Source organism: Nocardia carnea (genome assembly GCF_029868855.1).
In the GTDB taxonomy this organism is placed as follows: Bacteria; Actinomycetota; Actinomycetes; order Mycobacteriales; family Mycobacteriaceae; genus Nocardia; species Nocardia carnea_A.
Genome location: NZ_JARWOV010000066.1, coordinates 1 through 19,543, shown reverse-complemented (window position 1 = coordinate 19,543; position 19,543 = coordinate 1). Strand labels below are relative to the sequence as shown.

Sequence of the window (19,543 nt, the reverse complement as noted above, 5' to 3'; positions counted from 1 at the left end):
GAATACCGAACCGGCTCGGCCGGGAATCCGGGAATCCGCTGACCCGCAGCAGCACCGGGACGGGCGCCTCCGGCCGGGCGAGGCCGGCCAGCGTTTCCAGCTCCCACTGGTTGTCGATATTGACCGTGGCCCCGCTCCCCGGGGGGGCCCCCCCCACCCCCCACAACCTCCCCCGGCTTTTTTTTTGGGGGGGCGGGGGCCCCCCCGGGTTTCGGGGCCTCGCCGAACTCGGCTGCGCCGCTGGTTGTGTTCGGCTCGGCGAAGCCGCAACGCCTTGTGCCGGGGTGGCGGCGAATCCGCCGGTCGGCGCCTCAGCCCACCCGGACGGGTACGTTCGCCCAACCGGCCACGTTCGTTGTCGTCGCCCGGCGCAGGCCCGTCCGGTCCAGGGTGTACTCGGGCATCACATCGAGCAGGGCGTCCAGCGCTATCCGGCCTTCCAGCCGCGCCAGGGCGGCCCCGAGACAGCTGTGGATGCCGTAGCCGAAACCGAGGTTGTGCCCGGAGTGCGCCCGCTCGATATCGAACCGGCCGGCCTCGTGAAAGGCGTTCTCGTCGCGGGTGGCCGAGGCCAGCAGCATCAGTACGTGGCTGCCCTGGGGAATGGTCCGGCCGTGTAGGTGCACATCGCGCCGGGTGTAGCGCAGGTCGTACTGCACCGGCCCGTCATAGCGCAGTACCTCTTCGAAGGCTCCGGGAATTTTCGACCGGTCGGCGCGCATGGCCTGCCACTGTTCCGGGTGGTCGGCGAAGAGCACGGCGGCGGTTCCGATGAGTTTCGCGACCGTTTCGGCACCGGCACCGCCGAGTAGTGAGACGAAACCGGCGATTTCGCCGTCGGTGAGCCTCGTTGTCACGCCGTCACCGCGGTCGACCTCGGCCTCGATGAGGCGGCTGATCATATCGTCGCGGGGGCGGGCCCGTCGTTCCAGAATCAGTTCGAAGTGGTACCGTCCGGCCTCCGCCAGCGCCTGTTTCGCTTCGGGCCGCATACCGGTTTCCCCGGGCCGGCGCTCCAGGGGTATCGCGTGCAGTTCCCGTAACCGGGCCCGGTCTGCTTCGGGCACGCCGAGCATGGAGCTGATCACTTCGATGGGGAAATGGGTCGAGAAATCGGTCACCACATCGAACGCCCCGTTGGGTAGCCGACGGATACAGGAGTCGATGATTTCCCGGATCATCGGCTCCAGTTCCGCTATCGCGCGCGGGGTGAACACCTTGCGTACCAGGTTGCGCATCCGGGTGTGCTCGGGCGGGTCCATCATGATGATCATGGGAGTGGCCGGTTTGGGCTGGTCGGGGTTCAGGGCCATATCCAGGGTGATGCCCTCGGTCGAGGAGAAGGTGGCGAAATCCTTCATCCCGGGTGCGACATCGGCGTAGCGCGACAATGCCCACAGGCCGTAGGTCTGATTGAAATGGACCGGCACCTGCGCGCGTAGGCGCCGGTAGATATCGTGCGGATCGCGAAAGAATTCGTCGGAGAACGGGTCGAAGTCGATCTCTTCGCCCGGAACACGGGTGTCCGTCATCGGACTCACCTCGATGCAGCTGGAGCTGGATGGAACGTGCCGCGTCGAGCTGTCCGGGGTGGCTTGCCGACCTGTGGAAAGCTGTCGGACCGATCGGTGCGGTACCGATAGAGTGTTACATAACTTACAAAAAGTGTAAAGGATGTAAATGGCACCGGAAGAGAGCTCGAACGGGTCGACCCGGACGCGGATCCTGCGGGCGACTTTCGAGGTGCTGAGCCGGCACGGCCACAGCAAACTGAGCCTGTCCGATGTCGCCGCGACGGCGAAGGTTTCGCGGCCGACGCTGTATCGATTCTTCTCCTCGAAGGAGGAACTGCTCGCCGCTTTCGGCCGATTCGAGCAGCAGAACACGGAGGACGCCTTCGCGACCGCGACCGCGGGCCTCACCGGCGCCGCCCGGCTGGACGCGGCGTTGCGCTACATGGTCGACCATCAGCAGTCGTACTCGCTGGCCAGGCTGGTCGATGTGGAACCCGACCATGTCCTGGCCGAGTTGACCCGCGTGATGCCGGTCATGCGTGACCTCATCCGGCCCATGGTCGCCGGCGACAACGCCGATATCGTAGCCGCGGCGATCATTCGTCTCGCGGCCTGCCACTATGTGGTCCGGGGCGACGACCGCGCGACCTTCCTTGCCCAGTTGCGGCATGTGGCGGGTATCCCACCGGCAGGTCTGGAAATAGATAGTTAGCCTATGTAACAATATTGGAGTGCAGCCGTACCCGGTGAATGAGAAGGACGACATCGTCGTCGACCTGATCGTCACCGCGGGACGGCTCACGCGATCGGTCGGGGAGAACAGCGCCGACGATCTGCCCCGCGCCACGGTGCGCGCCCTGGCGGTACTCGACCATCACGGTGCGTTGCGGGTCGGGGATTTCGCCCGGATCGATCGCTCGTCACAACCCAGCGCGACCGCGTTGATCGGCCGGCTGGTGTCGCAGGGATATGCCTCGCGGCGCCGCGACCCCGGCGATTCCCGCGGCGTACTCGTCGAACTGACCCCCGCCGGGCGTGCCCGGCTCGCCGCCTTCCGGTCGGCCATGCGCCACACACTGAGCGATCGGCTCGCCGGATTCGACCCCGAACGACTGCGCCGCATGGCGGGCGATCTCCACGACCTGCTGGCGGCGATCGAAACCACAGCCGAACAGGATTCGCAACCGAGGACACCTTTATGAGCACCACGACCAGTGCGGCCCCCGCACCGACCGATACCGACGCCAAACAGCCGAAAGCGGTCTGGGCGGTCGCCTTCGCCAGCGTTATCGCCTTCATGGGTATCGGCCTGGTCGACCCGATCCTCAAACCCATCGGTGAACAGCTCAACGCCTCTCCGTCGCAGGTATCTCTGCTGTTCACCAGCTATATGCTCGTCACCGGGATCGCCATGCTCGTCACGGGCGTGGTCTCCAGCCGCTTCGGGGCGAAGAAAACGCTGCTCGCCGGTCTGGCACTGATCATCGTCTTCGCCGCGGCGGCCGGACTGTCGAATACGGTCGGGCAGATCGTCGGCTTCCGGGCCGGTTGGGGCCTGGGCAACGCCCTGTTCATCGCCACCGCGCTCGCCACGATCGTCGGCGCCGCCAGCGGCGGGGTCGCGCGGGCCATCATCCTGTACGAGGCCGCGCTCGGTATCGGTATCGCCACCGGACCGCTGGTGGGCGGGCTGCTCGGCGGAATCAGCTGGCGCGGTCCTTTCTTCGGGGTATCGGTGCTGATGGCCATCGCATTCGTCGCGATCGTCGTCCTGCTGCCGGAAGGGCCACGCGCCGCGAAACCCACCTCGCCGGCCGCACCCTTCAAGGCGCTGCGCCATCGCGGATTACTGGTCGTGAGCATCACCGCGCTGCTGTACAACTTCGGCTTCTTCACCCTGCTCGCCTACACCCCGTTCCCGCTGGATATGGGCACCTACGCGATCGGCTTCATCTTCTGTGGCTGGGGCATCCTGCTCGCGATCTCCTCGGTGTTCATCGCCCCGAAACTGCAGGCGCGATTCGGCACCCTGCCCATGATCGCGCTCGCGGTCGGACTGTTCGCCGCCGACCTGGCGGTGATGGCACTGTTCGCCGAGCACAAGCCGGTACTGATCGCCGGGGTGGTCGTCGCGGGACTGTTCCTCGGTGTGAACAACACTCTGATCACCGAGGCCGTCATGATCTCCGCGCCGGTGGAACGCTCCACCGCGTCCGCCGCCTACAGCTTCGTCCGGTTCGCGGGCGGTGCCGCCGCGCCGTGGCTGGCCGGCAAACTCGGCGAAACCAGCATTTCGCTGCCGTTCTGGCTGGGTGCCGCGTTTACCGCTGTGGGTGTCGTCGTCCTGCTGGCCGGCCGGAAGGCTCTCGCCCATATCGACGACCACGACCCCGCCCCGCACAGTGTGGAGGAGGCGCAGGCGGTCACGGTCGGAGACTGACCTTCACAAGAGGTCGCCGCGCAGGCCCCGCCGACCGGCGGGGCCTGCCTTTTGCGTCCGGGCCCGGCTACGCCCGGCGTAGGCTCGAGAAGTATGACCGAGGCGCAGCGAGACGAGGTCCGGGTCGAGACGATCCAGAAGCGGGTGCGGGTCTACTTCGGCGGGCAGTTGGTCGCCGATACCGTCCGGCCCGCGCTGGTGTGGGAGATTCCCTACTACCCCGCCTACTACATCCCGGTGGCCGACCTGCGCGCGAAACTGGAACCGGACGGCACCACCCACCCCTCGCGGCGGCGCGGGGCCGGGGTCGGATACGACGTCGTGGTCGACGGTGCGGTCGCGGTCGGAGCCGCCCGGATCTATCCGGACTCCGCGCAGCTGAGCGAACTGGTGCGGCTGGAGTGGAACGCGATGGACGAGTGGTTCGAGGAAGACGAACCGATCTACGTCCACCCACGCGACCCGTACTCGCGCGTCGATATCCTTGCCAGTTCCCGCCGCGTACGGGTGGAGATCGACGGCGTCACCGTCGCGGATTCGCGAACGCCCCGCATCCTGTTCGAAACCGGCCTGCCCGCCCGGTACTACCTGCCGCTCACCGATATCCGAATGGATCTGTTGCGGCCGTCGGATACGCACACCAGCTGCCCGTACAAGGGCAACGCCGACTACTGGAACATCGAAGTGGGCGGCACCGAATACCCCGACCTGGTCTGGATCTACCGCACACCCACCCCGGAGAGTCAGAAGATCGCCGGGTTGGCCTGCTTCTACAACGAGAAGGTGGATCTGTACATCGACGACGAACTACAGGAACGTCCGGAGACGCCGTTCGGCTGAGGTAACAGGTCACGCCGCCGAGACTCAGGGGCAGCGTGGCGACTGATCATCCGGCACGGATGGTGGCGACCGAGGGTCCGAAACCGCCCTGCGTCCACCAAGCATTTGCTAGGTTCCGCGTATGAGGAAGCTCCTGGCAGTCTTCGGTGCGGTGGTGACAGGGCTGGTGGTGGTCGCCGGAGCCGGAACAGCCGGCGCCGACGAACTTCCCGTCGATTTCAATTTCTTCGCCGGTATCGCACCGGAGCTCCTGAACCCAGGCGGTTCACTGCCCGGGTCCAACGACTACGCGTGCGTACCCTCGCCCGAGCACCCCGACCCGGTGGTGCTGGTTCACGGCACCGGAGGATCGCAACAGACCAACTGGGGTGCCTACGTTCCGTTGCTGAAAAATGCAGGGTACTGCGTATTCTCCATAACCTACGGCGCTCCGGCCGGACTGCCGTGGCCGGCAACGGCAGTCGGGGGAATGGGCGATATCACCGAGAGTGCCCGCCAGTTGGGCGTTTTCGTCGACGGAGTCCTCGCCGCGACAGGCGCGTCCCAGGTGGACATCGTGGGCCATTCGCAGGGAACGGTGATGCCGGCCTACTACGCGAAGTACCTCGGCGGCAGGGACAAAATCGATAAATATGTCTCACTGGCTCCCGCCTGGAACGGCACCACCGTGGCCGGTGCGGACATCATTCTGCCACTCGCCCGGCGGCTCGCGATACAACCTGAGCACTTTCCGATCTGTCACGCGTGCGCCGAATTGGATCCCGGTTCACCGTTCATGCAAGCGATCCGGGCGGGCGGGTACTACCTGCCCGAGATCGAATACACCAATATCGCCACGCAATACGACGAACTGATCGTTCCGTTCGCTTCCGGTCTGCCATCGGGCGGTAGCAACGTCCACAACATCGTGGTGCAGGAAGGGTGCACCACCGATTACACGGACCACGCGGGAGTGGCCGGGTCACGCCGTGCGGCCTATTTCGTCCTCAACGCCCTCGACCCCGAGCATCCGCAACCCGTACCCTGCGACCGCGCCGCTCCATTCTCGGGTGCGTCCTTCTGAGCGCCGAAGACGGTCTGGCCGCACTCTCGAGCCGGTGATTCTGACCTCGGGGTGGTCGGTTCGGCGCCGCGGGTGCGCCGTCCACGTCAGTCGAACAGCTCGTCAGCCCGGTTGATTTCCAGGGCTCGCCGCAGCCACTTCTGCAGTTGGTCGAGGTCATCACAGGAACTGATCGTTTCTCGCACCTGCTCCGGTACGTCGATTCCGCGGGCGTCGAGAACGGTCAGGATCGAATCGGCTTCGCCCTGCGCTCGACCTTCGGCGACGTACTTGCGGGCGAAGTCGCTGGTGAAGTTGTAGTCACGCAGACCGGTGGACATAAAAGCCTCCCAAGCAGGACGAACAGCGCGCGGCAGCATCGTCAGGATGAAATCATGATATCGCAGGGCGGGGTCTTCCCCGAGAGTTCGAAAACCCGCGGCCAATGCCCGCCAGATCTGAGTGTGGTCGGGGTGTTGTGGGTGGGCCACCGCGGACAGCACGGCCAGCTCCGGCAGTTCGGTCGCCACGTCCGGATCAGTGACGACCGGAACCGAGGAAGGGGCAAGGACCAACGGCCGCAATGTGGTGGATGGGCTGCCGTAGCCAAATGTCAACGGCTGGCTCGCCCATTTCGCCGTGCCGTTGTCCGGGCAGACGATCAACAGCAACACCGGACACTTCATCCGCGCCCGCAGCGACGCCGTGTACACCGGCCAGGACCAAAGTTTGTCCTGGTCACGGCGTAATTGAATCTCTACTACTACTGCCAGCACCGTCGCACCGCCACGCTCGAACGCAACCACCGCGTCGGCGTAGTACTCGGTGGGCGCCACAACCGCGGCTCTCTCCGATCGGGTTTTCACGGTGTCGTAGTCGGGTAATTCGCAGCCGAGTGCGGACAGTAGCGGAGCGACCAGACCCGGTCTCTCCGTGAACATGTCGATCACCACTTCATGCGGGGTCGAAGGCATAGCAGGCACGGTAGTGCTCGGTACCGACAGCGCCTGGGGCACAGCGGTTTCGGTCATGCGGAGCGAAGTGTGCCCGATGTCCCGGACCTGACCGACTACCGCAGGGTCCGGGACCGGTTCAGCGGGCCTGATCGACGACATTTGCGCCGACCGTGCTGCACGACAAGGCCCCGCCCCACAAATGGGGCGGGGCCTGTGCTTGTTTCCGAGTCAGTTCGACGATTCGGCGCCCTGGGGCAGGGCGGCGAGGGTACCGATCCGGTCGACCGCGTCGGTGACGATGCGGTCGATGAGCTCCTGGCAGGTCGGTAGATCGTCCAGGATCCCGCTCACCTGGCCGGCCGCCAGCACACCGGCTTCGGTATTGCCCTCGACCAGCCCGGCGCGCAACAGCATCGGAGTGTTGGCCGCCATGATCACCTGCGACCAGGTGAGATCCTTGGCCTTGCGCATGGCCAGGCCGTCGCGGACGATGGTCGACCATTTCATCCCGGTCATGCTCTTGAACCGGGTCGCGTTACCGACTGCCGCGGTGAGTCCGCGGATCCGGCCCGAATTCTCCAGCTTCTGCACGAGTTCGGTGTTGAGTACCCGGTGCGGCATCCCGTCGACCTTGGTGGAAACCACGGTTTCCCCCAGCTGCCGACGCAGATACTCCTGTTTCACCGAATCCGGGACGCTGCTCTCCTGCGTGAGCAGGAAGCGGGTGCCCATGGCCACACCGGCGGCGCCGTATGCGAGGGCGGCGGCCAGGCCGCGCCCGTCGAAGAATCCGCCGGCCGCGACCACCGGGATATCGACGGCGTCCAGTACCGACGGCAGCAGCAGGGTGGTTGCGACCGGGCCGGTGTGGCCGCCGCCTTCACCACCCTGGACGACCACCGCGTCGGCGCCCCAGGACGCGACCTTCACCGCGTGCTTGGCAGCGCCGATGGACGGAATCACCACAACGCCGGCATCTTTCAGCTTCGCGATGAGGTCTTTTTTCGGTGCCAGCGCGAACGACGCGACCTTCACGTTCTCGCGGATCAGCAGGTCGATCCGCTCGGGGGCGTCCGAGGCGTCGGCGCGGATGTTCACACCGAACGGTTTATCGGTCTGCGCCTTGGTTTTGGCGATGGCTGTTTCCAGCTCGGCGTAGGTCATGGTGGCCGAGGCCAGGATGCCCAGACCGCCGGCGTTGGAGGTGGCCGAGACCAGGCTCGGGCCCGCCACCCAGCCCATCCCGGTCTGGACGACGGGATGCTCGATCCCGACGAGTTCGGTCAGCGGGGTCCGCAGCCGGGGGGTCACTGCGGGACCTCCTTCTCGCGGATCTTCTTGGGATCCAGGACCTCGCGGATGATCCGCAGTTCTTCTGTGCTCGGCAGCCGGCTCTCTCCGGCGGTGCCCAGGTCGGCGATCTCGAACGAGGTGTTCTCCGCGACCTCTTCGGCGGTGACGCCGGGGTGCAGGCTCAGCGCGCGCATGGTGTGGCCGGGCCCGCCGAAATCGAAAACACCCAGGTTGGTCACCACACGGTGGACCTTCATGAACCGGTAGGCAGGGTTGTCGGGATCGATCTTGTCGTAGCCGATGCCCGCGACGATATCGACCTTGTCGCAGAAAACCCGCTTGGTGTGCCGGGCAACCCAATAGCTCGTCGGGTGGTTGATCGTATTCCCCGGCGCACCCCGGACCCCGAACATCTGCCGGGTCGGCTGCTGCAGTGGGCCGAAGGCGGAGAGGTTCTGGTTACCGAAGCGGTCGATCTGGTTGGCGCCCATGACCACATGGCGGCGGCCCGAGGCCAGTACATCGAACACCTTGCGGAACGGGATCCAGCCCTCGATCGGTGCCTTACCGCCGATGGGCGGTGTTTCGGCGAGGAAGAACGCCTCCCCGTCGGAGAGCAGCAGATCGGGTTCGAAGGTGAGTTTCGCGAGCCGGGCTCCCAGCTGTGCCATCGGCGTCATCGGGCTGGCGAAGATCTCCCCGGCATCGCGGAAGATCTCGGCGCAGGCGATCGCGCACACCTCGGCCCGGGTGATGGTGTCGGTGCTGGTCACGCCTGCTCCTCCTTGAATCGTGCGACGGCGGCCTGGTAGTCGTCTTCGGAGCCGCTGAGGTAGGTGTCGACGAAGGTCTGCCAGGTCTCCGGCGATCCGGCGGCTTCGACGTAATGGCGCTGGAACTTCTCGTCGCGCCCGTAGCTTTCCCCGCCGAGGGTGAAATGCGCGCCGTTCGGCGCTTCGGCCACCGCGTCGACCATCATGCGGTTGAGCAGCAGCGACTGTGGTGGAACGGTTTTCACCAGTTCCTCGGTATCCACGATGCGTTCCACCGAGAGGTAGCGTTTCTCGGCGGCCATGCAGAACAGGTCGTCCATATAGGGGTCCACGCCCTGGTACGCGGCATTACCGTGCGCGTCACCGATGTTCAGGTGCACCAGCGCGGCATCGAGGTTCAGTGCGGGCATGGCGATCAGGGTTTCCGGATCACCGCCCGGACCCGGATAGGGCGAGGTGACGGTTTTCAGTTCGCCGTCCCAGAAATTCGGCACGTCCGAGCCGAGGCCCGCGCGGATCGGCAGGAACGGCAGCCGCGCGGCGGCCGCTTCCAGCCCGCATTTGAGCATGCCCTCGTCCATTTCCCGGGCCACGATCTGCCCGGAGGTGCGGGCTTTGGCGAACCACGGATCGTAGAACGGCGCCGAGTCGAGGGAGACGAAACCGTAGTAGGCCTTGCGGACCTTGCCTGCCGAAAGCAGCAGGCCGAGGTCGGGACCGCCGTAGGTGACCACGGTGAGGTCGGTGACATCCGTGCGCAGCAGTGCCCGCACCAGGGCCATCGGCTTACGCCGCGACCCCCAGCCGCCGATGCCGACCGTCATTCCGCTGCGCAGTTCGCCGACGATCTCGTCCAGCGTTTTCCGCTTGTCTCGCATGGTTTTCTGCTCCATGTCAGTTCTTTTCCTTCTGCGCTGCCAGGTCTTCGTCGAACCGCTCGCGGATCTCGTCCGAGGCGCCCGAGAGGTTGAGTTCGAAGGTGAATCCCTGTTCGAAGCGGTAGCTGCGGTGCACGTCCTGCAGGTCGATACCGTTGAGCGCGCGTTTGGCGGCGCGGATCACCCGGCCGTCCTTTGCGGCGATGTCTTTGGCGACCTCGAGCGCCGCGGCATCGAGCTCTTCGCGGGGGACCACCTTCAGCACCGAGCCGTAGTGGTGCAGTTGCTGGGCCGTGGCCGTGCTCGCAGTGAAGAAGAGGGCGCGCATGAGGTGCTGGGGGACCAGCCGGGACAGGTGCGTCGCCGCGCCGAGTGCGCCGCGGTCGACCTCGGGCAGGCCGAAGGTGGCGTCCTCGGACGCGATGATGATGTCGGAATTGCCGACCAGGCCGATACCGCCACCGAGGCAGAAGCCCTGGACCGCGGTGACGACCGGGACCGGGCAGTCGTAGACGGCGGCGAAAGCTTCGAAGCAGCCGTGGTTGGCGTCGATGAGCGCCTGGTGGCCCGGTGTGCGCTGCATTTCCTTGATATCCACGCCGGCGTTGAAGCCCCGGTTCTCCGCGCGCAGCACGACCACCCGGGTCTGCGGGTCGCGGCCCGCGGCGCGGATCTCGTCGGCGAGGGCGAACCAGCCGTCCGAGGGTATGGCGTTGACCGGCGGATAGTCGACCGTGACCACGGCGATACCGGCGGATTCCGAATGGCGGGTGATCCCCATCGCGTATCCCATCTCGCATTCTCGAGCATCTTGGCTAAGCAAGCAATTGCTTGGTAGGTTAACACGGTGGCACTCGAAATCGACCTGTCCGATCGCGTCGTTCTGGTAACCGGAGGCGTCCGCGGTGTCGGCGCCGGTATCAGCCGGGTTCTGCTGTCCGCCGGTGCGACGGTGGTGGCCTGCGCCCGCCGGCCGGCGGAAACAGCGGTGGAGGTGGACGGGCGCGCCATCGACTTCCTGCCCTGCGATGTGCGTGATGCCGAAGCGGTGCGGGCGATGATCGCGGAGATCGTGCACCGGTACGGCCGGCTCGACGCCGCGGTGAACAATGCCGGGGGAGCGCCCTACGCGCTGGCGGCCGATGCCAGCCCGAAATTCCATACCAAGATCATCGAATTGAATCTGCTCGCGGCCCTGCACGTCGCGCAGGCGGCACATGCGGTGATGAGCGAACAGGAAACCGGCGGGTCGATCGTCAATATCTCGAGCCTCAGCGGTCACCGGCCCTCACCCGGCACCGCGGCCTACGGTGCGGCCAAGGCCGGGGTGGACGCGCTCACGGTCTCGCTGGCCGCCGAATGGGCGCCCCGGGTCCGGATCAACTCATTGGTCGTCGGCGCGGTGGAAACCGAGCTCGCCGAATTGCACTACGGCGACGCCGACGGTGTAGCCGCGGTCGGGCAGACCATCCCGATGGGCCGCCTGGCACGGCCCGAGGACGTCGGCAACGGGGTGGCGTTCCTGCTCTCGCCGCTTGCTGGATATATCAGCGGGGCCACCCTGCAGATCCACGGCGGCGGCGAACCGCCGGCTTTCCTCTCGGCCGCCAATGCCGCCCATTCCACCGAAGCGGCGAAAACCGCACAGCCCTGACGCGGCCGGCGCCGCGCCACCGACGCGACAACACCAGTTACGACCATCGACGATAGGAACGGATATGGCAACCGAGGGCATCTGCGCCGGACGGACAGTCATCATCACCGGCGCCGGCCGGGGAATCGGCCGGGCGCATGCACTGGCCTTCGCGGCCGCGGGCGCGAAGGTTGTGGTCAACGACATCGGGACCAGCCTGAGCGGTGAATCGACGGCGGAGACGCCCGCCGAACAGGTGGTCTCCGAGATCCGCGCAGCCGGCGGTGAAGCCGTCGCCAACGGTGACGATGTGGCGAGCTGGGACGGTTCGCAGCGGCTGATCCAGCAGGCCGTGGACACCTTCGGCGGGCTCGATGTCCTGGTCAACAACGCCGGTTTCGTCCGCGACCGCATGCTGGTAAACCTCGCCGAAGACGAATGGGACTCCGTGGTCCGGGTCCATCTGAAGGGCCATTTCGCCACCATGCGGCATGCGGCCGCCTACTGGCGCGCGGAGTCCAAAGCCGGCCGTCCGGTCGATGCCCGGATCATCAACACCAGCTCCGGCGCCGGCCTGCAGGGCAGCGTGGGCCAGGGTAACTACGGCGCCGCCAAAGCGGGTATCGCCGGACTGACCCTCACCGCGGCAGCCGAGTTCGGTCGCTACGGCGTCACGGTGAATGCCATCGCGCCCTCGGCCCGCACCCGGATGACCGAAACGGTTTTCGCCGACATGATGGCCAAGCCGGACGAAGGTTTCGACGCCATGGCACCGGAGAACATCTCGCCGATCGTGGTGTGGCTGGGTAGTCCGGAATCGGCCGGGGTCACCGGCCGGATGTTCGAGGTCGAGGGCGGTCGTATCGCCCTGGCCGAGGGCTGGCGGCACGGCGTCCCGGTGGACCGCGGAACCCGCTGGGACCCGGCCGAACTCGGCCCGGTGGTGGCGGAACTGATCTCGAAGGGCACCCCGCCGGAACCGGTTTACGGGGCATAATCTCTTTCCCTCCCGGCACCCGGCGGGCCGCATTGTCGAGTCCGCGCCCGCCGGGTTGCCCCGGCTCATGAACGGGCGGGCGACAGAACGCCGGCCATCGGCCGGAATCCGCCGGTGCGCGGGCGGCTCAGTTATCTGATCCGGCGACCGGTAACTGTGAGTAATCCCATGCTCGATCGCGATATCACCGCTGTGGCCTGTCGCTCCACCAGCGGTGGAGCGCGGGGCGGCTGCGGTCTCGCCGCGTTGTTATGCGCCGGTCAGGGCCCTGGTTTACCATGGGCAACCATCTGTTCGTTCTGCCCGGAAGGCGTCATCACCGGGGGATCCGCAATATCGATCGAGGGGATGGCTGGCGCATGGCCGTTGGTCGCAGCAAGCGATTACTCGCAGTAGCCGGGGCGGTTGGTTGCCTGGCGCTACTCGGGGGGCCGGGATACGCAGCCGCCGAACCGGGCCGCTCGCCCAAGGTGGAGCAGGGGCCGACCGGAAGCGGAGACAAGGGGGCCACGCCGCCCGGTCACGCGGGGCCGGAATCGGACTCCAGCGCACCCCTCGCGATTCCCGGCCGGCCGAATGACGCAGCCGCACCACCTGGGGCAGCCGTGCCGACCGAGGGCGACCGCCCGGGACCGGGCCTCGGTACCGGCAGTGCGGGCGCTCCCGCACCGGGTGATACGCCGCCCGTACCGGTCGATATTCCATCCGCCCCGGAGCCGGACGGATCGCCGGGCGCCACAGGGAGCAACGGATCGGAGCCAGGGGAGGTCGCGCAATGGCAACCGCTGGATATCCCGGGTCGCGGTAGTTCCGCGGAGACCGGCCCGACAGCTGGCGCTGCGGTTCCACCCGCGCCGGCACCCGCACCCACCGATATCGCCGAACCCGTCGGCCCGATCGGTCTCGGCACCGCACTCGGCACGATTCTCGGCACCGGTTCGGCAGCGGTCGGCTCGGCGGCGCTCGCGCCCTTGGCCGTTACCGGCTCCGCGGCCGCGGGAACGGGTTCGGCTGCGCTCGGAACGGGTTCGGCCGCGGTGGGTTCCGCCGGATTGGGTCTGGGGGTCACCGGTTCGGCCGGCCTCGGCACCGGCTCCGCTGTACTCGGGACCGGCTCTGCCGCGGTGGGTTCCGCCGGAGTGGGTGTGCTGGGTTCGGGTTCGGCTGCGCTCGGTTCGGCCGGGGTCGGGGTGCTCGGTACCGGTTCGGCCGGGCTCGGTTCGGCCGCAGTCGGTTCCGCGGCCACGGGTTCGGCTGCCGCGGGTTCGGCTGCGACCGGTTCGGCTGCTCTGGGTTCCGCCGGTGTCGGCTCGGCCGCCCCGCTGCTACTTCTCCTGTTGCCCCTGCCGCCGGTACCGCCGGCTCCGGTAGGTCCGCCGCTGGCACTACCGGCCCCAGGCGGCGCCGGCGCGGGCCCCGGTGCGCCGAGCGCGGTGGACGTCGCGGTCGGCGCGGGTCTTCCCGCTCCCGCCGCGCCGGCTCCCGCGGCACCCGGCGCCCCTGCCGCGCCGAGCTCGCCGCCGGTGGCCGCCGCACCGCCGAACCACACCGTCCGGCCGACCAGCGCCGAGGGCCTGCTGCCCGAGCCGAAGTTGCTGTCGGTGATCGGTGGGCTCATCGCGCTGGCCATCGCCGGGGGCGGTTCGGCTGTGATGAGTTATCAGAGCGCCGCACAGGCACAGGCGCGTATCGATGCCGCGCGCTCCGAATTCTTCGGAACGGGTGCGTGATCGAGATGACACAGAGCAAAACACAAAGTACTCGTGCCTATCGCCGCGTCGCGGCCGCTGTGGACGCGGTCTGCGCGATCGCCGCCGATGCCGATGCCACCACCCTGGAACAGGTGGTGGACGCGGTGGCTGCCGAGCGGGGCCGGCCGATCGAGATCACCGATGCCGATCTCGGCCCCGGTGTCTGCGGGCAGCGGCGGTATTACCCGGCCAAGGACATCATCGTGCTGGCCAGCGCGCTGCCGAGTCGCGACCATACGCTCGCGCACGAGCTGGGCCATATCGTCTTCGACCACGAGGGCGCCCCGGCCACCGAGGTGACGCTCGAGGTGAGCGACGATCTGATCGCGTACATGCTGAGTCAGCGTGCACATCAGACCGCCGTCGAGGACGGCGAGAACGACCAGGCCGAATGGGAGGCCGAAACGTTCGCCGCCATGCTGATGACACGTTTGCGCGTTTTCAACAGCCGGGGCGCGGGCGTCTCGGTCCTTCGATTCGATGAGGCTCTGGGATGACGTTCTGGTTGACCGCCCTCCTGGTTTGGGTTGCCGCCGGCGCCCGGGTGGGGCGGGTTCTCGTCAAACCGGCGACCACGGCCCGGGTGGCGATCGTGGTCGCCGTCGCCGCCGTGGCACTGGCCTGTACCGCGGCGATACCCGATGTGGGTCTGGCGATCGACAATCTGCTGCCCGGCGGTCTGGCGGGTGGGTTGCTGTCGGAGGGCGTGGTCGTCGGTGCCTGGTTGTTGTTCGTCACCGCCACCTCGGTGGTCGCCTCCGCGGCCTGGCCGGTGGTTTCACGCCGGAATCTGCGCCAGATCGCCTGGGGGATATACGGTCTCGGCGTGCTGGCGATCGTAGGCGCGCTGCTGTGGTCGTTCATCATCGGCTGGGCCGTCGTCGCGGCGGCGGGGATCTTCATTGTCGTGACCGGCCTGCGCAATCTCAGTTGGACGGCGCTCGGCCGCGGTATCGCCATCTATATCGCCGGGACCGCATTGGCGATCGGGCTGGCCGCCGGTCAGATCCAGCGCGGCCTCACCGGCGCCCCCGGCGCCGAGCCGGGGCAACCGACGTGGGCGTGGCCGCTGTGGCAGGTGGCCGCGCTGCTGATCGCGTTCGGCGCGGTGTGGATCGTGGTCGAGATGTGGTTGCGTGCGCGGTTGCTGCTGCGCCGTGTGCAGAGCCTGCACAAGGTAATGGTGAAGCGGTTCCCGGAGGTGGTTCAGGAGGAGACCGGGACATCCACCCAGCTCAAGGCCTCGGATCGGGTCGCGCAGATCATGGACGCGCTATACCTGCAGTCGGGTGGCGGGGTGGAGATCGCTGCCGCGGGTGATCCCCCGGCGGCGATCGGCCGGCGTGCCGAACGCGTTGCGGAATGGGCGAAACATCCGCTGGGGCCGGCCCTGGTGGATGCCCGATGGATAGCGCCGCCGGAGGGAATCAGCCCGCGCGGCTGGGTACAGGCGATCGCTCAGGCCTTCGATGCGCTACCGGACCAGACGCCCCGTCCTGAGCCCGCTTCTCGTTAGTTGCCGGAGGTATGCGGTGAGTCCGTTACGTCACTGTGATAACACTCGGCCCAGCGCGGGAATCATGCCGGATGGTCGGTACCGTGATTATCGGACACCGTAGATCTCGAGACTCGACGATACTGCTGCCGTAGGAAATTCTTCCCCTGCTGCCGCCGGTATGCCGGCTTCCTCCGGGCAGGAGCAGGCGCGGTGCGATCCTGGTGGGGATCGCACCGCGCCTGTTTCCGGTTCTATTCCGTGCCGTCCGGAGGAATTTCTGGCAAACCCTCGCTAGCACGCAGTTTCTCCGCCATGGAGGTCAGCAGGTTCTGCGACTCCTCGGAGAGGTCGAAGGCCCGGCTGGAGAGCCGACGCAGCCCGTAACCCTGTAGCTGCGCTAGGAGTTCGAGGTCGTGGTCGATCTTCGCGGCGTAGATGTCGTTGAAGAAGTAGTCGGGCTTGACCTTGAAGAACTTCGCCAGGGCGGCGACCGTCTCGTCGGACGGATTCGTCCGCTGACCCGACCGTAACTGCGACAGATACGGTTTGGAGATCGGATGACCGGATGCCGTCAGTGCGGCCGCTACCTCTGCATTGGTGTGCGGCTTACGCCCCGGGGGATGCACGGTTTCGAACAGCTTGTTCAGCCGCGCCGCGAAATCAGCCATTGTGAGCCGCCCAATTCCCTTCACTGTACTAACAGTCGTTATCTCGGATACCTATCATTGATATTAGCGGCTCAGTAACTGAAAACCTACGCCTGATTCAGGATTTCCTTGAAGCTTCTAGGTTGTATCCGGGGAAGTGGACCGCGGTATCGCGTTTGCGGGTTACCCCGCACGGAACTTGTGGGCTCCTAATACCGCCAGGTAGCCGCCCCGCCCGGGGGTCTTCCCGGGCGGGTGGCGAGTAGCCTTCGGATTGCTGATGCCCCTTCCGAGGCACTGTATAGCGCTTTGTGTGGCGTACGACACGTCTGCTCAACGGTGAGATGAACGTTCAACCTACGTGTGGAATTTACGGAGATCCGGGGTGTACGCCTGTGAAGGGGCACTAACACCCCGGATCTGCTGGATCATCGTCGCTAATTCGACAGAGCCTCAGAGTCGTTCGATGATCGTTCCGGTCGCCAGTGCGCCACCGGCGCACATGAGAACCATTGCGGTGGTGCGATCGGACCGCTCGAGCTCGTGCAGGGCGGTCGTGATCAGGCGGGATCCGGTCGAGCCGACCGGATGCCCCAGCGCGATAGCGCCACCGTTCACATTTACCCGGTCGAAATCCGGCTTGTGGACCTGCGCCCACGACAATGCCACGGAAGCGAAAGCCTCATTGATCTCGAACAGATCAATATCTTCGATGCTCATCCCGGACCGCTCGAGCAACCGGGTGCAGGCCTGTACCGGTCCGTCGAGGTGGAACTCCGGCTCCGAGCCCACGAGGCACTGAGTGACCACCCGGGCCCGCGGTCGCAGGCCCTCGCGCTCGGCGGCCTTCTCGTCCATGAGCAGCACCGCCGCGGCGCCGTCGGAGATCTGCGAGGAGGTGCCGGCGGTGTGGATACCGCCCTCGAGTACCGGCTTCAGCTTGGCCAGACTCTCCGCGGTGGTTTCCCGTAGCCCTTGGTCGCGGCTCACCTCCTGCTTCTCGCCGGTCGGGTTGCCCTCTTTGTCGACGACCGGCGCGGTGATCGTGAGAACCTCACGATCGAAGCGGCCCTCGGACCAGGCTTGGGCGGCCAGCCGCTGTGACCGGACACCGAGTGCGTCCACATCTTCACGAGTGATACCGCGCCGCTTCGCAATTCGCTCCGCGGCCTCGAACTGGTTGGGCATATCGATATCCCAGGAAGCCGGTCGCCGCGGGCCCGCCTGGTCGCCGACATTGGCCCCCAGCGGCACCTGGCTCATCGCCTCGACGCCGCACGCGACTCCGATATCGATGGCATCGGTGGCGATCAGGCCGGCGATGAGGTGGTTGGCCTGTTGGGCCGAACCGCACTGGGCGTCGATGGTCGTGGCGCCGACCTGCCATGGCAGGCCGGCGGCGAGCCAGGCGGTGCGCGTGATGTTGTTGGACTGGGCGCCGGCCTGGGTGACGCAGCCGCCGATGATCTGCTCGACCTTGGCGGGGTCGAGGTGGGCGCGATCGAGCAGTCCGCGCTGGGCGAGACCGAGGATTTCGGCCGCGTGGAGCCCGGAAAGCCAGCCGTTGCGCTTACCGATGGGGGTGCGAGCTGCCTCGACGATAACGGGTGTGCCCATCTTGAACCTTTCGTTTCGGACAAAAAACTGTAACGTGTTCCGCACGCGGGCGGAGGTAAGTTCAGTCCGGTTTCTTTCCTCGTTCTTATGCCTGTGCTTCAATGATTGTAGAACGTGTTTCAGTTTGTCGAAGGAGACATCTGGTGGTGGATACGCGCATGGGCCGGCCGAACCTGCCGGACGGGTTCGACGTCACGGACCCCGATATGTACATGCAGCGGGTGCCGGTCGAGGAGTTCGCCGAACTCCGCCGTACCGCGCCGATCTGGTGGCAGGAGAAATCGCCCGAGGTCGGAGGTTTCCACGACGACGGCTTCTGGGTCGTCACCAAGCATGCCGACATCAAGGAGGTCTCGCGGCGCAGTGATGTCTTCTCGACCTACGAGAACACAGCGCTGCCGCGGTTCAACGACGATATCGAGCGCGAGCAGATCGAACTGCAGCGTTTCATCCTGCTGAACATGGACCCGCCCGAGCACACCCGGATGCGCAAGATCATCTCGCGTGGCTTCACGCCGCGCGCGATCAATTCGCTCCGGGACGAGCTGTCGAAGCGTACCGAGGCCATCGTCAAGGCCGCGGCCGAGGCCGGGTCGGGCGATTTCGTCACCCAGATCGCCTGCGAACTGCCCCTGCAGGCGATCGCCGAACTGATCGGCGTACCGCAAGAAGACCGGATGAAGGTGTTCACGTGGTCCAACGAGATGACCGGGTACGACGATCCGGAAATCGATGTGGACCCGGTGCAGGCCTCCACCGAACTGCTCGGCTACGCCTATGCGATGGCCGAGGCCCGCAAGGCCTGCCCGGCCAACGATATCGTCACCACCCTGGTCGAGGCAGATATCGACGGTGAAGCCCTCAAATCCGAGGAATTCGGATTCTTCGTGATGCTGCTTGCGGTCGCGGGTAACGAGACCACCCGTAACGCCATCACGCACGGCATGATCGCGTTCTTGGAGAACCCGGACCAGTGGGAGCTCTACAAGAAGCACCGCCCCAAGACCGCGGCCGACGAGATCATCCGATGGGCCAGCCCGATCACCACCTTCCAGCGCACGGCGCTCGAGGACACCGAACTCGGCGGCGTCCAGATCAAGAAGGGCCAGCGGGTGCTGATGGTGTACCGGGCGGCGAACTTCGACGAGGACGTCTTCGAGAACCCGATGAAGTTCGACATCATGCGCGAGGACAACCCGCACGTGGCTTTCGGTGGCACCGGGGCGCACTACTGCATCGGCGCCAACCTGGCCAAGCTGGAGATCGACCTGATCTTCAATGCGATCGCCGACCATATGCCCGATATCTCCAAGCTGGGCGATCCGCGGCGGCTCCGCTCCGGCTGGCTCAACGGCATCAAGGAATTCCAGGTCGACTACAAGACCTGCCCGGTGACGGGGCAGACCGCGAGCTGAACACCGCGGCATGAGCCTGCGGCCCCGGGCACCGCTGGTGTCCGGGGCTTGCCCGGCAACCGGAATCGAGTGTGCGCCCGCGCCGTTGTGGCGGCGGCGCGGCCCACAGTTCGGCCCCCCCAACCAAGGGGTGCGGCGGGAAGCGGTTGAAGGGGGGGGGGGTTCTTCGTGTGGGCGGGTTTCCGAGCCGCACAGTTGGCCCGCGGGCCGGAGGGCGCCGGTGTGCTGCCGGTGGGGGTCGGTTCCGGC

19 protein-coding genes are annotated in these 19,543 nt (G+C 66.6%); 11 read left to right on the top strand and 8 right to left on the bottom strand.

All coding sequences use genetic code 11. The annotated features are described in order from the left end of the window. Positions 1-311: 311 nt before the first annotated feature. On the bottom strand, positions 312-1,532 hold the full coding sequence (locus QH195_RS05785; protein ID WP_280434581.1) for a cytochrome P450: 1,221 nt from the start codon (positions 1,530-1,532) through the stop codon (positions 312-314). A gap of 148 nt (positions 1,533-1,680) precedes the next feature. Here QH195_RS05785 and QH195_RS05780 point away from each other — a divergent pair, with 148 nt between their 5' ends. The 5 genes from QH195_RS05780 (at position 1,681) to QH195_RS05760 (ending at position 5,857) form a co-directional block, all read left to right on the top strand. Continuing rightward, a complete protein-coding gene (locus tag QH195_RS05780; RefSeq protein WP_280434580.1) occupies positions 1,681-2,226 on the top strand; it encodes a TetR/AcrR family transcriptional regulator in 546 nt (181 codons plus the stop codon). A gap of 19 nt (positions 2,227-2,245) precedes the next feature. Further along, positions 2,246-2,716, top strand: a complete 471-nt coding sequence (locus QH195_RS05775; protein ID WP_280434579.1) for a MarR family winged helix-turn-helix transcriptional regulator — start codon at positions 2,246-2,248, stop codon at positions 2,714-2,716. Then, positions 2,713-3,954 carry an MFS transporter gene (locus QH195_RS05770; protein WP_280420342.1) on the top strand — a complete coding sequence of 414 codons (1,242 nt, stop codon included), beginning with the start codon at positions 2,713-2,715 and terminating at the stop codon, positions 3,952-3,954. The genes QH195_RS05775 and QH195_RS05770 overlap by 4 nt, the downstream gene beginning before the upstream one ends. Before the next feature lie 93 nt (positions 3,955-4,047). Continuing rightward, on the top strand, positions 4,048-4,794 hold the full coding sequence (locus tag QH195_RS05765) for a DUF427 domain-containing protein (RefSeq protein ID WP_280434578.1): 747 nt from the start codon (positions 4,048-4,050) through the stop codon (positions 4,792-4,794). Positions 4,795-4,915: 121 nt separating this feature from the next. Further along, a complete protein-coding gene (locus tag QH195_RS05760) occupies positions 4,916-5,857 on the top strand; it encodes an esterase/lipase family protein (protein ID WP_280434577.1) in 942 nt (313 codons plus the stop codon). 86 nt (positions 5,858-5,943) lie between these two features. Here the strand turns inward: QH195_RS05760 and QH195_RS05755 are convergent, their stop codons facing one another. The 5 genes from QH195_RS05755 to QH195_RS05735 form a co-directional block, all read right to left on the bottom strand. Then, the gene (locus QH195_RS05755; RefSeq protein ID WP_280434576.1) at positions 5,944-6,810 is read right to left on the bottom strand and encodes a hypothetical protein; all 867 of its coding nucleotides are present in this window, start codon (positions 6,808-6,810) and stop codon (positions 5,944-5,946) included. A gap of 210 nt (positions 6,811-7,020) precedes the next feature. Beyond that, entirely contained in the window at positions 7,021-8,103 is a 1,083-nt protein-coding gene (locus QH195_RS05750; protein ID WP_280420346.1) for an NAD(P)H-dependent flavin oxidoreductase, read from the bottom strand. Continuing rightward, positions 8,100-8,858, bottom strand: a complete 759-nt coding sequence (locus QH195_RS05745; protein WP_280434575.1) for a CoA-transferase subunit beta — start codon at positions 8,856-8,858, stop codon at positions 8,100-8,102. The genes QH195_RS05750 and QH195_RS05745 overlap by 4 nt, the downstream gene beginning before the upstream one ends. Next, the gene (locus QH195_RS05740) at positions 8,855-9,736 is read right to left on the bottom strand and encodes a CoA transferase subunit A (protein ID WP_280420355.1); all 882 of its coding nucleotides are present in this window, start codon (positions 9,734-9,736) and stop codon (positions 8,855-8,857) included. Before QH195_RS05740 ends, QH195_RS05745 begins: the two co-directional genes overlap by 4 nt. A gap of 16 nt (positions 9,737-9,752) precedes the next feature. Further along, positions 9,753-10,517, bottom strand: a complete 765-nt coding sequence (locus QH195_RS05735; RefSeq protein WP_280420356.1) for an enoyl-CoA hydratase family protein — start codon at positions 10,515-10,517, stop codon at positions 9,753-9,755. A 66-nt stretch (positions 10,518-10,583) separates the two neighbouring features. On the opposite strand from QH195_RS05735, the gene QH195_RS05730 reads away from it, so the two are divergent. The 5 genes from QH195_RS05730 to QH195_RS05710 all read left to right on the top strand — a co-directional run bounded on the left by QH195_RS05730 (position 10,584) and on the right by QH195_RS05710 (position 15,633). Continuing rightward, positions 10,584-11,390, top strand: a complete 807-nt coding sequence (locus QH195_RS05730) for an SDR family oxidoreductase (protein ID WP_280434574.1) — start codon at positions 10,584-10,586, stop codon at positions 11,388-11,390. A 64-nt stretch (positions 11,391-11,454) separates the two neighbouring features. Further along, the gene (locus QH195_RS05725) at positions 11,455-12,366 is read left to right on the top strand and encodes an SDR family oxidoreductase (protein WP_280420349.1); all 912 of its coding nucleotides are present in this window, start codon (positions 11,455-11,457) and stop codon (positions 12,364-12,366) included. 605 nt (positions 12,367-12,971) lie between these two features. Beyond that, positions 12,972-14,096: a hypothetical protein gene (locus QH195_RS05720; RefSeq protein WP_280434573.1), complete on the top strand. Its 1,125-nt coding sequence runs from the start codon at positions 12,972-12,974 to the stop codon at positions 14,094-14,096. 5 nt (positions 14,097-14,101) lie between these two features. Then, complete coding sequence (locus QH195_RS05715) at positions 14,102-14,614, top strand: ImmA/IrrE family metallo-endopeptidase (protein WP_280420357.1); 513 nt, start codon at positions 14,102-14,104, stop codon at positions 14,612-14,614. Beyond that, positions 14,611-15,633 carry a hypothetical protein gene (locus QH195_RS05710; RefSeq protein WP_280420351.1) on the top strand — a complete coding sequence of 341 codons (1,023 nt, stop codon included), beginning with the start codon at positions 14,611-14,613 and terminating at the stop codon, positions 15,631-15,633. Before QH195_RS05715 ends, QH195_RS05710 begins: the two co-directional genes overlap by 4 nt. Before the next feature lie 233 nt (positions 15,634-15,866). On the opposite strand, the gene QH195_RS05705 is transcribed toward QH195_RS05710, so the two are convergent. Both QH195_RS05705 and QH195_RS05700 read right to left on the bottom strand, forming a co-directional pair. Next, positions 15,867-16,283, bottom strand: a complete 417-nt coding sequence (locus QH195_RS05705; RefSeq protein WP_019044759.1) for a helix-turn-helix domain-containing protein — start codon at positions 16,281-16,283, stop codon at positions 15,867-15,869. Between the two features lie 432 nt (positions 16,284-16,715). Further along, complete coding sequence (locus QH195_RS05700; protein WP_280434572.1) at positions 16,716-17,879, bottom strand: steroid 3-ketoacyl-CoA thiolase; 1,164 nt, start codon at positions 17,877-17,879, stop codon at positions 16,716-16,718. A gap of 158 nt (positions 17,880-18,037) precedes the next feature. Between QH195_RS05700 and QH195_RS05695 the strand changes: the two genes are divergently transcribed. After that, positions 18,038-19,294: a cytochrome P450 gene (locus QH195_RS05695; protein WP_280420358.1), complete on the top strand. Its 1,257-nt coding sequence runs from the start codon at positions 18,038-18,040 to the stop codon at positions 19,292-19,294. Positions 19,295-19,543 lie beyond the last annotated feature (249 nt).

What these genes read in the sequence shown, in the direction of transcription:
- QH195_RS05705 (WP_019044759.1), bottom strand. Translation starts at nt 16,283, where the DNA reads ATGGCTGATTTCGCGGCGCGGCTGAACAAGCTGTTCGAAACCGTGCAT.
- QH195_RS05755 (WP_280434576.1), bottom strand. Translation starts at nt 6,810, where the DNA reads ATGCCTTCGACCCCGCATGAAGTGGTGATCGACATGTTCACGGAGAGA.
- QH195_RS05770 (WP_280420342.1), top strand. Translation starts at nt 2,713, where the DNA reads ATGAGCACCACGACCAGTGCGGCCCCCGCACCGACCGATACCGACGCC.
- QH195_RS05695 (WP_280420358.1), top strand. Translation starts at nt 18,038, where the DNA reads ATGGGCCGGCCGAACCTGCCGGACGGGTTCGACGTCACGGACCCCGAT.
- QH195_RS05785 (WP_280434581.1), bottom strand. Translation starts at nt 1,532, where the DNA reads ATGACGGACACCCGTGTTCCGGGCGAAGAGATCGACTTCGACCCGTTC.
- QH195_RS05700 (WP_280434572.1), bottom strand. Translation starts at nt 17,879, where the DNA reads ATGGGCACACCCGTTATCGTCGAGGCAGCTCGCACCCCCATCGGTAAG.
- QH195_RS05725 (WP_280420349.1), top strand. Translation starts at nt 11,455, where the DNA reads ATGGCAACCGAGGGCATCTGCGCCGGACGGACAGTCATCATCACCGGC.
- QH195_RS05710 (WP_280420351.1), top strand. Translation starts at nt 14,611, where the DNA reads ATGACGTTCTGGTTGACCGCCCTCCTGGTTTGGGTTGCCGCCGGCGCC.
- QH195_RS05760 (WP_280434577.1), top strand. Translation starts at nt 4,916, where the DNA reads ATGAGGAAGCTCCTGGCAGTCTTCGGTGCGGTGGTGACAGGGCTGGTG.
- QH195_RS05740 (WP_280420355.1), bottom strand. Translation starts at nt 9,736, where the DNA reads ATGCGAGACAAGCGGAAAACGCTGGACGAGATCGTCGGCGAACTGCGC.
- QH195_RS05735 (WP_280420356.1), bottom strand. Translation starts at nt 10,517, where the DNA reads ATGGGGATCACCCGCCATTCGGAATCCGCCGGTATCGCCGTGGTCACG.
- QH195_RS05715 (WP_280420357.1), top strand. Translation starts at nt 14,102, where the DNA reads ATGACACAGAGCAAAACACAAAGTACTCGTGCCTATCGCCGCGTCGCG.
- QH195_RS05765 (WP_280434578.1), top strand. Translation starts at nt 4,048, where the DNA reads ATGACCGAGGCGCAGCGAGACGAGGTCCGGGTCGAGACGATCCAGAAG.
- QH195_RS05780 (WP_280434580.1), top strand. Translation starts at nt 1,681, where the DNA reads ATGGCACCGGAAGAGAGCTCGAACGGGTCGACCCGGACGCGGATCCTG.